General features: G+C 55.8%; 11 protein-coding genes. 5 read left to right on the top strand and 6 right to left on the bottom strand.

Annotation, left to right across the window (positions count from 1 at the left end; all coding sequences use genetic code 11):
• On the bottom strand, nt 1-519 hold a 519-nt coding region (locus PKO02S_RS11065; RefSeq protein WP_164821396.1), incomplete at its 3' end, for a hypothetical protein.
• A 164-nt stretch (nt 520-683) separates the two neighbouring features.
• The gene (locus PKO02S_RS11060; protein ID WP_164821395.1) at nt 684-1478 is read right to left on the bottom strand and encodes a helix-turn-helix domain-containing protein; all 795 of its coding nucleotides are present in this window, start codon (nt 1476-1478) and stop codon (nt 684-686) included.
• Nucleotides 1479-1670: 192 nt separating this feature from the next.
• On the opposite strand from PKO02S_RS11060, the gene PKO02S_RS11055 reads away from it, so the two are divergent.
• The 5 genes from PKO02S_RS11055 (at nt 1671) to PKO02S_RS11035 (ending at nt 7127) form a co-directional block, all read left to right on the top strand.
• Complete coding sequence (locus PKO02S_RS11055) at nt 1671-2753, top strand: amidohydrolase family protein (protein WP_127582601.1); 1083 nt, start codon at nt 1671-1673, stop codon at nt 2751-2753.
• Nucleotides 2750-3103 carry a Rieske (2Fe-2S) protein gene (locus PKO02S_RS11050; protein WP_127582598.1) on the top strand — a complete coding sequence of 118 codons (354 nt, stop codon included), beginning with the start codon at nt 2750-2752 and terminating at the stop codon, nt 3101-3103. Before PKO02S_RS11055 ends, PKO02S_RS11050 begins: the two co-directional genes overlap by 4 nt.
• A gap of 65 nt (nt 3104-3168) precedes the next feature.
• Nucleotides 3169-4980 carry a cache domain-containing sensor histidine kinase gene (locus PKO02S_RS11045; RefSeq protein ID WP_127582595.1) on the top strand — a complete coding sequence of 604 codons (1812 nt, stop codon included), beginning with the start codon at nt 3169-3171 and terminating at the stop codon, nt 4978-4980.
• A 17-nt stretch (nt 4981-4997) separates the two neighbouring features.
• Nucleotides 4998-6044 (top strand): response regulator, encoded by a 1047-nt coding sequence (locus PKO02S_RS11040; RefSeq protein ID WP_127582592.1) that lies wholly within the window; start codon nt 4998-5000, stop codon nt 6042-6044.
• A 30-nt stretch (nt 6045-6074) separates the two neighbouring features.
• The gene (locus PKO02S_RS11035) at nt 6075-7127 is read left to right on the top strand and encodes a helix-turn-helix domain-containing protein (RefSeq protein WP_127582588.1); all 1053 of its coding nucleotides are present in this window, start codon (nt 6075-6077) and stop codon (nt 7125-7127) included.
• A 567-nt stretch (nt 7128-7694) separates the two neighbouring features.
• Here the strand turns inward: PKO02S_RS11035 and PKO02S_RS11030 are convergent.
• The 4 genes from PKO02S_RS11030 to PKO02S_RS11015 all read right to left on the bottom strand — a co-directional run bounded on the left by PKO02S_RS11030 (nt 7695) and on the right by PKO02S_RS11015 (nt 13160).
• Nucleotides 7695-9278 (bottom strand): extracellular solute-binding protein, encoded by a 1584-nt coding sequence (locus PKO02S_RS11030; protein ID WP_127582585.1) that lies wholly within the window; start codon nt 9276-9278, stop codon nt 7695-7697.
• 35 nt (nt 9279-9313) lie between these two features.
• Nucleotides 9314-10180, bottom strand: coding sequence for a carbohydrate ABC transporter permease (locus PKO02S_RS11025; RefSeq protein ID WP_246066926.1), 867 nt, complete (start codon nt 10178-10180; stop codon nt 9314-9316).
• Nucleotides 10181-10196: 16 nt separating this feature from the next.
• Nucleotides 10197-11153, bottom strand: a complete 957-nt coding sequence (locus tag PKO02S_RS11020) for an ABC transporter permease (protein ID WP_246066925.1) — start codon at nt 11151-11153, stop codon at nt 10197-10199.
• 105 nt (nt 11154-11258) lie between these two features.
• A complete protein-coding gene (locus PKO02S_RS11015; RefSeq protein ID WP_127582583.1) occupies nt 11259-13160 on the bottom strand; it encodes a DUF8769 domain-containing protein in 1902 nt (633 codons plus the stop codon).
• Nucleotides 13161-13764: the final 604 nt, after the last annotated feature.

Genomic DNA, 13764 nt, shown 5'->3' with positions numbered 1-13764 from the left:
AGACCTGTAGTACGCTTGGCCGGCGAATTTCGGGTAGAGCGGAATCTGATGCTGTCCGTGCGTAAGATACAGCCAATTCGCTTCCCGGGTTTCCGCCGCCATCGAGAGGTCGCCTAGAATCGGCCAATAAGCCGCTTCGACGATGTAAGCCGAGTCGTTATCGATCGCCGCGGTGAACTCCAGGTCGTTCTCCGTAATCCGCACGATGCCCGTGAAGCGAATCGGAAGCTCTCCGCCATAGTCGCTCGTCACTGGGTCCCATGTGAATGTGACGGTGTCGTCGGAGACCGTCTCGATCACAGGCGGTGCCTGATCGATGCCGTAGACGTGATTGTCGCGTCGGTGCTCCAGCGGGACCAGCAGGCAGAACGAACGGCCGAGCTCCGGCCGCCGCTGAATGGCCCAGTCGGTCCGTGTATCGCTCAGGGAGAGCAACGCCCCGGTCTCCTTGCTGAATACAGCTTGCAGATGGTTGTTCTCCAGCGTAATCGTGTGCTGGGATTGTCCTATCGCGATCATCTTGGTCCCCACCTTTTCCGGAATCTTTCTTAGAGCAGTTGAACAGACAAAAGCGTTACACTGCTCTCAGTGTAACGCTTTGCATTCGGCGCTTTGTGTGATTTGATCTCCGAAAAGGTGTGTTCTTTTACAGACCGGCCGGGAGATCCCTGCTTGTTTGCTTGCTACGGCCTGGTTCCCCTCGCCACGGCGGAAGGCGGCAGCCCGGTGAACCTCTTGAACACCCGGTGGAAGTACGACTGCTCGCAATAGCCCAGGTAGTCGGACACTTCCGCTACGGTCATGCCGCCGCTCCGCAGCATCTCCTGAGCCATCAAAACCTTCATCTGGTGAATATAATCGATCGGCGTCTGGCGCAGCACCTGCTTGAACAGCTTCGTCACATGGTTCGGCGATCGATCGACATGGTCGGCCAGATCGGTGAGCCGCAGCTGCTTTGTATGATTGTGAAGGATAAACGTTTGCAGCGTATGGATGAGCTCCTGGGTTGGCACGGTCGCTTCGTGTGGCCGCGTGTCCTTCAGCGCCAAGCCGAACAGCTCCAGCAGGATGCCTTCGCAGAGCAGCTCTTGCCCTGCGCGTTCCCCATTCACGTGGTCGCGATCGTGGTCGCGGTCGAACCATTCCAGCAGAAGCCGGGAAAACCGCTGCTTGTAGTAGTCCCGGTTGCGAATGTGCCGGTATGTGTAAGGCTGTTCCAGCAGCGGCTGCAGCCGGGTATGCTCGGCCATGCGGAAATGCGCGGAGTATTTCTGATGGATGGCATTGTCGTAGGCCCGGCGCGTCCCCTCCCGAATAAACAGCCAATCTCCTTGACGCAGCAATAGCCGATCTCCGTTTACCCAGTACGTTACGCTGCCTCCGACGACATAGATCAGGATATGGTGAGGCGTGGGGCTCTCCGCGACATAGGCAAGCTCCTTCCGATCGTCGTAGAGGACCGATTTCAACCCGAACATGAAGCGGCCTCCCTCCTTGCGGGAAAATTTCTCTTCATTATGATTGAATAGTTCAAACGGAATCGTTTCTTTCATGGTACACCGGGGAAGGAAAGATTACAATCGCCTTATAGTTCTAAACACGTCCGTATGCCCGCTTTTCCGTACGGCTTGCCGACACCAACCTATTCGTCCAAAAGGAGCGCCGCCACGATGAAACGGAATTCGAAAGTGATCGATTGCGATGTCCACAATGCTTTGTCCAGCCACATGGACCTGCTGCCCTACTTGGAGGAGCCTTGGCGCTCTAGGGTTGCCGGCTCCGGGCTCGGACTCCTGTACTCCGGCTATTACTCGCCGATCGGAGTGGGCCGCAAGGATGCTTCGCCTCCTGGAGGAGGCGCGCCCGGGACCGATCCGGACTTCGTCATCCAACAGTTGATTGATCCGTATAAAATGGAGTACGCCATCCTGACGAGCAACCTGTTCCAGCTGTCGGTCGGTCATGAGCCGGATTTCGCGGCGGCAGCCTGCTCGGCGTACAACGATTACCTAATCGATACGTGGCTGCGCCGAGACTCCCGCTTCCGCGGCTCGATTCTCGTCGCTACTCAAGATCCGCTGCTGGCGGCGCGCGAGATCGATCGGGTCGGCCCGCATCCCGGAATGGTGCAGGTCATCATGAGCAGCGCGACGCGGATGCCGCTCGGGCAGCGGTTTTACCACCCGATCTACGAGGCGGCCGCACGCCACAACCTGCCGGTCGCCCTCCATCCGGGGGCGGAAGGCGCGGGGCAGGCGAACCCGCCGACCGCAGTCGGCTACCCGTCCTGGTACATCGAGTGGCACACCTGTCTCTCGCAGACGTTCATGGCCCAGCTCGTCAGCCTCGTCTGCGAGGGCGTGTTCGAGAAGTTCCCGACGCTCCGCTTCGTGCTCGTCGAAGGCGGCGTCGCCTGGCTGCCGCACCTGATGTGGCGGCTCGACAAAAACTACATGGCGTTGCGCGCGCAGGTGCCGTGGCTGAAGCGACTGCCGAGCGAATACATCCGCGATCACGTCTTCCTGACGACGCAGCCGATCGAGGAGCCTAACCAGCCGAAGCACCTGAGAAGCATCTTCGAGATGATCGACGCCGAGCACATCCTGCTCTACTCCAGCGACTACCCGCATTGGGATTTCGACTCGCCGGACCCTATCCTAGGCTGGCTGTCCCCGGAGGCGAGGCATCGGATTTTTTACGAAAACGCACGCCAGCTGTACAACCTGCCTGTTCGAGGAGAGGAATGGCCATGACCCCCTATTTCGTAGCGGAAACGGAAGACATCCCTGTCGGCGAGCATCGCGTGTTCGAAGTAGCCGGCCGGTCGATCGGCATCTACAACGTGAAGGGCGACTACTTCGCGTACCTCAACTACTGTCCGCATCAAGGAGCGGAGCTGTGCCGAGGGCCGGTATGCGGCACCAGCCTCCCTTCGAATGTGTACGAGTACATGTATGGGCGAGAGGGCGAAATCGTGCGCTGCCCCTGGCACGGGTGGGAATTCGACTTGAAGACCGGGCGCTCGCTGGTGAAAGAGCATGTCCGGCTGCGGAAGTTTCCACTCGTCATCGAGGATGGACGGATCGGGGTCGTGCTTAAATAGATGGAGAAGGAGCGGCGTGGTATAATGAAGGATACCCAACAATTCAGCTGAAACGGGGAGCAGGCATGCTCAAGCTCAAAGTGAAATACCTGTCCATCAAGACGAAGCTCATGATCCTCATCCTTGTTTTTCTTTGCATTCCTTTTTTCACAATTGGGTTCCTCTGGTATGAAAACGCGACCGGTTCGATCGAGCAAAATGCAATCGCTTACAACACAAGGCTGGTGCATCAGATCGGGAACCACTTGGACGCCTATTTCTCGGACCTCGAGCGCATGACTTATCCGCTGGCGACACATCCCACTATCCAGAAATTTATCCACGCCAGCCCGGACGCCCCTTATGACCGAGTTGAAATTGCAAGGGAAATCGAACAAATTGTGTTCCCAAGCTTTCTATTTGGACGCAGCGACGTATTTGGACGGTCCGACATCTACGGCTTCAATATCATCACTCCGAACGGAACAGCCAGCTATGGCGGCGTAGTTAGCGAACAGCGATACAAATCATACATGGATGCCGGCAATATTGGGAAAAAATATCGAATCATCGGCTTGACGGAAGTGGGGGACTCCAGCAAAGTGCTGACCGTTGTCCGCAGGTTCAGCGACATGAATACGCTCACCGAAGCCGGTTTGATCGTGATTGACCTGTACCTGGACCAGATTTCCAATATTGCCTCCACCTTCAAGGTTGGTCAGACCGGGTTTACGTGGATTATGGATGCGGCCGGGCGGATCGTTTATCATCCCAGCCTCGATCTGGAAGGCACGAAGGCGAATGCCGCGTATCTCGAAGACTTCAAGCGCAACAAGGACAAAGGCTACTATTTCAAAACGATTGACGGGGAAAAGCATCTGCTCATCTACTATCAGTCCCCTCAAACGAACTGGTACATGGTGTCGGACGTTCCGCTGGGGGAGATTACCGGGAACATGATTCAGATGCGCAACCTCACGATATGGATCGGCTCGATTCTCGTCTTCTTCGTGCTAGCCGTCCTGTCCGGCTTCTCGCTCTCGCTGACCCGCTCGCTCTCTCATCTTCAGCGTCTGATGAAACGGGCCGAGAGCGGCGAAATGACGGTCAAGGCGCCTGAATCCAGGCGGGACGAGATCGGGGGACTGAACCGCAGCTTCAACCATATGGTGACCCAAATTCGCCGCCTCATCGAAGAGGTGCATACGTCCCAGCTGCGCGAGAAGGAAATGCAGTTGAAATCGAGGGAAGCGGTCATGCAAGCGATGCAGGCGCAGATCAATCCCCATTTTCTCTATAACACGCTGGAGCTCATTAATTCCCATGCGATTCTGGAGGGCGTCCCTCCCATTAGCAAAATGGCGAATGCACTGGCGAAAATTTTCCGCTACAGCATCGGGAATCCTCGAGAGATTGTCTCGCTCGCGGAAGAAATCAATCATGTTCGAACGTATTTGACGATTTTGCAGGAGCGCTATCCTCACTTGGTTGTGGAAGATGGACTGGACGCTGAAGCGCTGGCCAAGGTGCAGGCCGTGCGGCTGTCCGTTCAGCCTATCGTGGAGAATGCGTTTAAGCATGGCTACGAGCGGCACAAGAAACGGCCGGACTTCCTGCTTTTTGCCGCCAGACTGGAGCCTCGCGCCTACGTTCTTCAGATCAAGGATCATGGCGGCGGGATGGAGCCTGAGCAAAGGGGAGCATTAAATCATTCCTTCTCCTTGCTGGAGTCCGATCCCGCCGACAACACCTTGCCTGTTCAGTACCAGAATATCGGGTTGATCAACGTCCATCATCGCATCCGCCTTGCTTTCGGCAATTCGTACGGACTGTTCATCGCCGCTTCCGGGCCGGATGGAACGACGATCGAGCTAAGGCTTCCGTACGCCGAACCCTAAGGAGTGGACGAACTAGCATGTATTCCGTTCTATTAGTCGATGACGAACCGATTATTAAGAAGACGCTGCGCAAGCTGCTGCTGGAAGACGGGCGTTTCGTCTCCATCCGGGAAGCCGAGGATGGACAAGCGGCGCTAGAGATGGCGCGGCTGCAGACACCCGATCTGCTCATCACGGACATTACGATGCCGGTGATGGACGGGTTGGAGCTGGTCCGTCATTTATCGGATAGCCAAATCGCTTGTGAGAAAATCATCCTTTCGGGCTACGACGATTTCGGATATGCCCAACAGGCTCTGAAGTATGGGGTATCCTCCTATTTGCTGAAGCCCCTCTCCCCGGAGGAGTTGTATGAAACGCTCGACAGGATCGAAGCCCGCTTCGAATCGCAACGGCAAGAGAGGGCTGCGCGAAGCAAGTGGCTGCCGCTCTGCCGTACGTATTCCGCCAAGCTGGCCGACGCGATTTGGCTGCTGGATGAAGCTGGCGTAGACGAACAAGTGGGTCGCTATGATTCCGCCTTGCTTGAAATTCAGGATGGCGATCCGAAGGCTGCGTATGACAGCTTGCTCTCCATGCTGAGGCTGGAGCTGGACGCCCGTGCGGAGGCTGCCGCATCCGAGCTGCCTGTTCCAGAGCTGCGCGAGGTTGAGCCGGAGCGGCTGGCGACCGAATTGTCCGAGCGGCTGAAGGACGTTATGGCCGTTCTGGCGCGGCAACGTTTTGTCGGACGGCACAAGGGCATTGAGAAAGCGCTCGCCTACATGCACACCGAGTACCGCCGGGAGGATTTGTCGATTCAAGAGGTGATGGATGCTGCGGGCATGCTCTCCAAAGCCCATTTCAGCAGAACCTTCAAGGACGAGACCGGTACTTTGTTCAGCCGCTACTTGTTGCAGCTTCGACTGAATCAGGCGTGCCGGCTGCTCGCCGACCCGAACCAGAAGGCGCAGGCTGCGGCCCATGCCTCCGGTTTTTCCGATTATGCTTCCTTCAACCGCGCCTTCACGCAAACCTATGGTTGTACGCCGTCGGAATTCCGGAATCGAAGAGATGTAGAGTAACCGGCTGGGCTGCAGAAAGGGGGATTCCCGTTGTATACCGTTATAACCGTGGATGACGAGCCGATCATCAAGAAAGTATTGCAAAAGCTGCTCCCCGAATCGGGATTGTTCCGGATTATTGCCGAGGCCGAGGACGGTCTGGAGGCATTGAAGCTGGTGCGGGCGTTGTCCCCGGATCTGCTGATTTCAGATATTCGTATGCCGGTCATGGACGGATTGGAGCTGGCGGAGGCGCTGTACAAGGAACGCATCATGCCGGAAATGCTCTTCCTGTCGGGCTACGACGATTCCTCCTATGTCCGGCGCGCTATGCCGTTCGGGGTGAAGGAGTATTTGCTGAAGCCGCTGGACCCCTCGATGCTGGCGGAGTCTCTTCAAGGGGTTGTCGAGCGGCTTCAGGCCAAACGGCATATAGAAGCGGACGATGCCCGGCTGCTCGCCGCCTGCAGCCAGACCGGAGCGGAGCTTGCCGCCAAGATGGAGGCGCTGCAGACGGAGGAGGCTTGCTCGCTCCTCTCCGGCTTCTGCCGCAGGCTGGAGGCGGAAGGGCTCGCCCCGGCTCGGGTGCAGTCGCTCCTCAGCGATCTATGGGGATTCGCCTCCAGCGCGCTTGCGGACCGAGGCGGCTTCGAGCCTTTGCCGGCTTCTCCCGAGCGGCTGGAGCGCGCTTCGGCACACGAGTCGCATGAGGCTCCCTATGCCGAGTTCATCCGACGGTGGATCGAAGCGCGCCAAGTCAGCCGCAATTGGGGCGCTTATCGGCATGTTCGTCAAATGGCGCAATACTTGGAGCAGCATTATGCGTCGCCCAGCTTGTCTCTGCAGCAGCTCGCGGATCAGCTCGGCATGTCCGTCAGTTATTTGAGCCGCAGCTTCAAGGAAGAATGGGGCATGTCGTTCTCGGCCTATTTGACCACCCTGCGCATGGAACTAGCCAAAACTTTGCTCCGCGATCCCGTGTACAAAACATCCGATATCGCTTCCCAAGTGGGCTACACGGATCTCCCTCATTTCACGAAAAGCTTCAAGAAATATACCGGCCTGAACCCCTCCGATTTTCGTAAGAGGCTGGGCGCCCGTTGAGTAAAATCATAACTAATGGTACTCTGGCGTAGGTGTTCAGTTGGTGCGTGGGGAGGGCAGGCAGAGGGGCTCCGGTCGCTGTTGTAATCGTGGCCCTTGATGGAATGGAGTTATTGGTTGGGCCACGATTACAAAGGCGAACGCTTCGCTCCTCCACTCCCTCTGCCTGCCCTCTTCGGTTGCTTTTGTTCGTTGCGCTCTTTTTTCAAATTCACCAAACGAGTAGTTACAGGCCGGAATTGGAGGTGTTCGTGCTAGCATGTTGGGTTTAAGCGGAAAAGTAATGGTAGATGCAACCCAAGTCGGCCGATCGCCAAGTAACCTTGCTCTGTAGTCACCCGTGCCATTACAAACTCAACCCCCGCTAATGCCTGTAATCAGTTTGCTAATAACGAATATTTGTTTGTTATGCGGCCGTCCCCCGATTTTACCCGAAATATAGCAAATTTATGTTTGTTATTAGCTAACTTTCGTTCTGTGTCCTCGCCTTCACCAACCTGCCTCTTTTCCAGCAAGGCAGGGCTCGATACAAAAAGCCGCTCCCCCGAAGGGAACGGCTCGTTTGCCTTACTTTTTATTCGTTTTGTTGTACCAAGCGGTCGCTTCCTCGATCCATTGATCCCCGCCGCGCTTTCTCCAGTCCGCCACGAACTCGTCGAACTTGTCGATGGGCTCCTTGCCGGTGATGACCTTCGAGGCGAATTCCAGCCAGATGCCGTCGGAAGCGAGCTCCGGCCGTGCTTTCACCGTCGGCAAAATATCGATGTCCAGCCCGTCGTTAAGGATGCCTTCCTTCTTGGCTACCGATACTCCCTGGAAGATCAGATCGCCCATGCTCCGGCCTTTGACGAACGCTTCATCGGTCAAGTGCAGCTTCGGACCCGTGAAATGCAGCCATTCCTGGTGCATGCTCTCGTCGTCGAACTTCGCTTTTTCCGTCGGGTATTTGTAATTGACTTTGCCGTTCTCCTTGGTGTAGTCTTCGCCCTCCAGACCGTAGAGGAAGAAGTCCTTCGGTACTTCCGGCGAGTAGAACCAATCCAGGAATTTAATGATCTCTTCCGGATTTTTGGCGTTTTTCGGAATCGTCCAGACGAAGTCCGATACGGAGGAGCCTGCCGCGAAAATGCCTCCCGGCTTGCCGCTTGGGCCGACCGGTGCCGGAACGAGAATGATTTCGGCATTCGGCACATTTTGTTTGAGGCGGGTCAACCAGGTGTCGGGATACGTAGCCGCATGCGCCCACATGCCGACTTGGCCGGTGACGATCTTGTTATCCCATACGTTCCCCGGCTGCGTAATGAATTCGTTGTCCAGTAGCTTCTCGTCATACAGCATTTTGTACACTTTAAGCGCTTCCTTCATTTCCGGGCGTACGAAGTTCGGCGTCAGCTTGCCGCTCACCATCCGCCAGCCGTCGATCGGAACATCGTAGGCGCCGAAGAAATGACCCGTGTGGGAGAATTTGGCCCGGCCGGAGAACGGAATCTCGTCCTTCTTGCCGTTGCCGTTCGGATCGTTGTCGCGGAAAGCTTTGAGGACGTTGACATACTCTTCAACCGTCTTCGGCACCTTCAACCCCAGCTTATCGAGCCAATCCTTGCGCATATAAACGACTGTACCGTTCGTTACCGGATTTTCCCCCGGGATTCCGTAAATTTTGCCGTCCTTGCTCACGCGGCCCGATTTCCAAGACTCGGCGGGCACGTTCTTCTTCAAGTTCGGCCCATACTTGTCGAGCAATTCATTCAGCGGCAACAGAACGCCCGCATCGATCGCAGGGGAAATCTCCGGCGTATTGATGCCCTTCGTCTGCAGCAGGTCCGGCAAATCGCCGCCCGCCAACAGGAGCGACATCGCCTGCTGGTAATTCTCATGCGGGAGCAAGGATAGCGTCAAATCGGTATTCGACAGCTCTTCCAGTTTCTTCAAATATTTGTCTTCATTAATATTGGGGGACGCTACCACACGCCCCAGGTTGCCGGTTGTAAGCGTGACCTTGATCGGAGTCGGCTTTTTCGCCGCAGACGAGGATGGCGAAGGACTTCCGGACGATTGGCTTTCCGAATTGTTATCCGAGCACCCCGCCACAACGACCGCCGCACATACGGTTCCTAAGAGAACCGGTACCCATTTTTTGCTTTTGCCCATACTAACCTCTCCCTTTTGTTTTTTTATCCATCTTGTTACCCTTTGATCGAGCCCAGCATAGCCCCTTTGACGAAATGCTTCTGGATCATCGGGTATACAATTAAAATGGGAAGTGTCGCTACGATGATGGACGCCATCTTGATGCCCTCCACCGACATGGTGGCCATATTGGCCCGAATTAAGGTCTTGTCGTCGCTCTCGACGAGCAGTCGCCGCAGCAGCACCATCAAGGGATATTTCTTGGGGTCCCGAATAAACATAAGCGCCCAGAAGTATCCGTTCCATAACGAGACCGCGTAGAACAACCCGATCGTGCTGATCGACGGCATCGACAATGGCAGTACAATTCTCCATAATGTCCCATACTCGCCGCAGCCATCCATCTTGGCGGAATCCAGCAGCTCGTCGGGGATGTTCTGGAAGAAGGAGATCATGATGATCAAGTTGAAGGCCGCAATCGCGTTCGGAATGACGAGCGCCCAGATCGTATTCAGCATGCCCAGCGATTTCACAAGCAGATAAGTCGGAATAAGCGGCGCCTGAAAAATCATGGTGAACAGGATCAATACGATGACGAGCGATCGCCCTTTCAAATCCCGCTTCGACAACCCGTAGGCGCCGAGCGACGTTAGGAACAAGCTGATCGTCGTTCCTAGCACCGTAATCATCACGGTAAAGCCAAGAGCGCGCCAGATCGCCCGGTCACCGAGCACCGCCTGATAATTACCGAACGTCCACTCGACCGGCCAGAGGCTGACAAGTCCCTGTGTGATCGCTTTGCCGCTGCTGAACGAGCCGGCGAAGATGTGCATGAACGGAATGAGCATGCTCAGGCTGACCAGGGTCAGAAAGCTGTAATTGAATATCGCGAATGCCCGTTGGGCGGGACTGTTTCGAATCAATGCGGGAGCTCCTTCCTCAATAGATCGAATTGCCGGTCGTTCTTCGGCTTAGCTGGTTCGCTCCGATCAAGAGGATGAACCCGACCACCGATTTGAACAGGCCGATCGCAGTAGTATAGCTGTATTGCATGCCGACCAAGCCGATCCGATAAATGTAAGTATCGAACACATCGCCAACGGACAGGACGAGCGGGTTGAGCAGCATATACAGCTGTTCGACGCCCAGATCGAGCACATTGCCGATCCGCAGCAGCAGGAGCACCATAATCGTTGGCAGCAGCGCCGGAAGCGTGATGCTCCACACCTGCCGAAGCCGCCCGGCTCCGTCCACCTCGGCCGATTCGTACAGCTCGGGATTGATGCCGGTCAAGGCCGCCAAATAAATGATCGTTCCCCAGCCAACCTCTTTCCAAATCGCCGACAGCACGACAATGCTCCTGAAATAATCCGGCTCTTGCATGAAGAAGACCGGCGTCCCGCCCAGATGGCGAATCACTTCATTCATGAGGCCCGTTTTCGGGGAAAGGAAGTTGATCACCATCCCGCCGACGATAACCCAGGATAGAAAGTGAGGCAAATACAGGAGCGTCTGCGAAATTCGTTTGAAGAAGGCTCTCCGCACCTCGTTCAGCAGCAGTGCCAGCACGATAGGAGCGGGGAAGCCAAACACTAGCTGGTACAAGCTGATCAGCAGCGTATTGCGCAGCACCTGGTAAAATTCGGGATACGCGAACAAATTGTGAAAATGCTTCAGTCCGACGAACGGACTTTTCGACACCCCGAGAAACACGTTGTAGTCTTGAAAGGCGATCATGCTTCCGAAGAGCGGCACGTACTTGAACAGTATAAAGAAAAGGACGACAGGCAGAATCATCGAATACAATGGCCATTTGCGCATAAAGTACGATTTGCGCTTCCGAGTCGTCGTGCTGTTGGGTACAGTAGGCTTGGCGATTGATTGAGACTGCCCCATTTTTATTCCTCCTTGTCTTCTGTATTTCATCTCCCACTCTTATTAAAGCGCTTTCTTATAGGGAATGACATGATACTGGTTGCGAAATGTTGTGTTTTTTTGCGCTTACTCTGCACGGCGTCCGTTGCCGAGAAAAGGGAGCGCGTTGGCATCGAAGCCCGTCGCTTCAAAGCGGGGAGCGCGTCTCGGCAGGCCGTTGACGGTGCTGTAAAGAATGCCTTCGCTGACCGGAGAATAGGCGAACTGCAAGTCGGCTTCGGGATGCGTATACCGAATCCTGCGCGTATATCCTTCCAGTTGCCCGGTTAGCTCATCCTCCAGCGTTCCTTGCTCTGCATAGCGAATGAACGCGTCGAAATCGGCGAACTCCTCCGCTCTTTTCACATGGGCGATGAAGCCGTTCGTGGTCAGAATCGCCTCCCGCGTCTCGAAGCCTCGTTCTTCTCCCTCGTAGTTGTAGAAGGATAGGCTGAGATACTGGCCTTCCCTCGTTACCTTCACGGCCGCTTGCCGGCCATGATCCGTCAGCTGCAAGGGCCGGAAGGCGAAGTAGACCGGACCGTCCTTGATGTAGACCGGGAGGGCGTTGCGGGATTCCGCCGCACCCTGAACTCGCCGTTCGGCTCCTAATCTGATTTCTTCAGGCTCTCCGAAATGGCATGGCAATAGGATCGAAAGCTTCATGCTCGTCGTACGTTTAGCCTCATAAGGCTTGGGCTGGTACACCAGCAGCGAGCAATCCTTCTGCTGCAATCCGAATTTGCGTCCCTCGTCCCGGAACATTTCCGGCCCGTGCACGTTGCCGTTATACACGTTCGTGTTCTCTGGCTTGCGTTCGTTGAAAATGTAACGGCATAGCACGACGCCCGTGTCCTCCTGCCGCCGCGCCGGGACCGTCTTGCGATATACGACATGGAAGCCGTCGGTGATGGCCCCGTCAAAAAACTGGGCGCAGGACGTCCCCATCGCGAAGTCTTCCGTCATGTACGTGACGTTCGGGCCTGTCCAAGCCGGGAATTCGGCGGCCTCCTCTTTGTAGACATACTCTTTTCCCGGCAAACATTCCGTCGTGGTAATGGCCTGGAAGGGAAACGCCTTGTGCAGCATCCGCTCGGCCAGCTCGTCCGGGCAATGGCATAGCCCGCTGCACAGCCATACGAGATTGGGCAGGACCAGCGTCTCCAGTCCGACATGGATCACTTGCCCGTCCTTAGGCGGGAACAGATCCTTTACGGGATTAATGAACACAGCTTCTCCGATGGCGTAATACAGGAATCCGCCGATATTATTAATATGGCCTACCGAGTCGGCCCAATAAGCGCGGGAGTAAGGACCGGCGAACAATGCCGTCGGGGGATGGAAGCGTGTAGCCATCTCCGCCCACATCCTCGTTTCGCATTCGGCTGCCAGGCTGCGGATTTCTTCGTTTTGTACATAATTGACCATTTCGGCCAGCACATGCGTCGTTATCGGAGTGTACACCGGGCTGCCGTATTCCATCAGCGTCCCGCAACGGGTCAGCACGTCCCTTAATTGTCTTAGCTTCCGCGCTCCCGCGTCGAATGCCGATTGATCGTCGAAGCGTTCCCCAGCTGCAAGGAGAAGGAACACCGCCATGGCGGCGAAATTATCGTTGTACATCGTGAAATGAATCGCCTCGCTTGATGCCGAGGCCAGGCTGCCGCGAGCATAGTTTTCCAGCTTTTGCACGGTCTCCCGCTGCAAGAGCCTCTCGTATTTCAGCAAAATTTGCATCGCTATCATCGGAGAGAAGTGACACTTGATCAGCTCCAGCGACAATAAAATGCCATTGGCCAGCTCCGCCGAGCCGCCGCCTTCCTCCAGCAACGGAAGCGTGTGCCACATCGCTTCGCGAAGATTCAGCCGCGGTCGTCCCGGAGCCGGATTTCCGTTCCGGTCCATCACATCCCGCATCTTCTCCAGATAAAGCGCATACACCTCCGACCGCCTCTTCGTTTGTTCCCCCGCCGTCCATGCTGCCTGCATCGGAATTCCCCCAGTCATTTTTAGGCTAAGCTTCTTTAGCCTACCGGATTTCCGTGGGGAACAACATGATTCTGGTTGCTGGAGTTTGTTGTTTCTTGACTCGGCAGGTTTGTGGCGCAGGCGTTTGGCGGCGGCTATATTTTGCTTTTACAGTCCCTCTTGGCTTTATCCCCCGGGTTTCAAGACGACTCTCTCGTTTACGGTCAGTAACTAAGCTTGCTGGATGCAGCTCGAATGCTGTAGCCCGACTTTTTCGGACTGCATGGCGCGGGCCATGGCTGAATTGCGCTGTAGTCCGAATTCAGCCACTTGCAGAGCCGTTTCCGCACACCTCCTCCTGAAAACGCCACTCCAATTCGGCAAATTCGGACTGCGGAGCTTTTCCGACGGGGACGCGAGTTGTAGTCCGATTTTTTCGGACTGCGGAGCAAGGTTAGTTCGAGGTTACTTGGAGGTCGGTGGCTATTTTCTGCTCTTACAGTCCCTCTAGGTGCTTTCCCCCGGTCCAGAACGACTCTTTCATTCACGGCCAGTAACTTGGTTTGTTATTTCTTGACTCGGCAGGTTTGTGGTGCAGCTCGAATGCTACTCTGAAAATTCGTCT

The organism is Paenibacillus koleovorans NBRC 103111, from assembly GCF_004000845.1.
GTDB lineage: Bacteria > Bacillota > Bacilli > Paenibacillales > NBRC-103111 > Paenibacillus_AA > Paenibacillus_AA koleovorans.
Note: the sequence above shows the minus strand (reverse complement) of the source record. Positions and strands in the feature narration are given on the sequence as shown.

What these genes read in the sequence shown, in the direction of transcription:
- PKO02S_RS11060 (WP_164821395.1), bottom strand. Translation starts at nt 1,478, where the DNA reads ATGTTCGGGTTGAAATCGGTCCTCTACGACGATCGGAAGGAGCTTGCC.
- PKO02S_RS11015 (WP_127582583.1), bottom strand. Translation starts at nt 13,160, where the DNA reads ATGCAGGCAGCATGGACGGCGGGGGAACAAACGAAGAGGCGGTCGGAG.
- PKO02S_RS11030 (WP_127582585.1), bottom strand. Translation starts at nt 9,278, where the DNA reads ATGGGCAAAAGCAAAAAATGGGTACCGGTTCTCTTAGGAACCGTATGT.
- PKO02S_RS11045 (WP_127582595.1), top strand. Translation starts at nt 3,169, where the DNA reads ATGCTCAAGCTCAAAGTGAAATACCTGTCCATCAAGACGAAGCTCATG.
- PKO02S_RS11040 (WP_127582592.1), top strand. Translation starts at nt 4,998, where the DNA reads ATGTATTCCGTTCTATTAGTCGATGACGAACCGATTATTAAGAAGACG.
- PKO02S_RS11020 (WP_246066925.1), bottom strand. Translation starts at nt 11,153, where the DNA reads ATGGGGCAGTCTCAATCAATCGCCAAGCCTACTGTACCCAACAGCACG.
- PKO02S_RS11055 (WP_127582601.1), top strand. Translation starts at nt 1,671, where the DNA reads ATGAAACGGAATTCGAAAGTGATCGATTGCGATGTCCACAATGCTTTG.
- PKO02S_RS11050 (WP_127582598.1), top strand. Translation starts at nt 2,750, where the DNA reads ATGACCCCCTATTTCGTAGCGGAAACGGAAGACATCCCTGTCGGCGAG.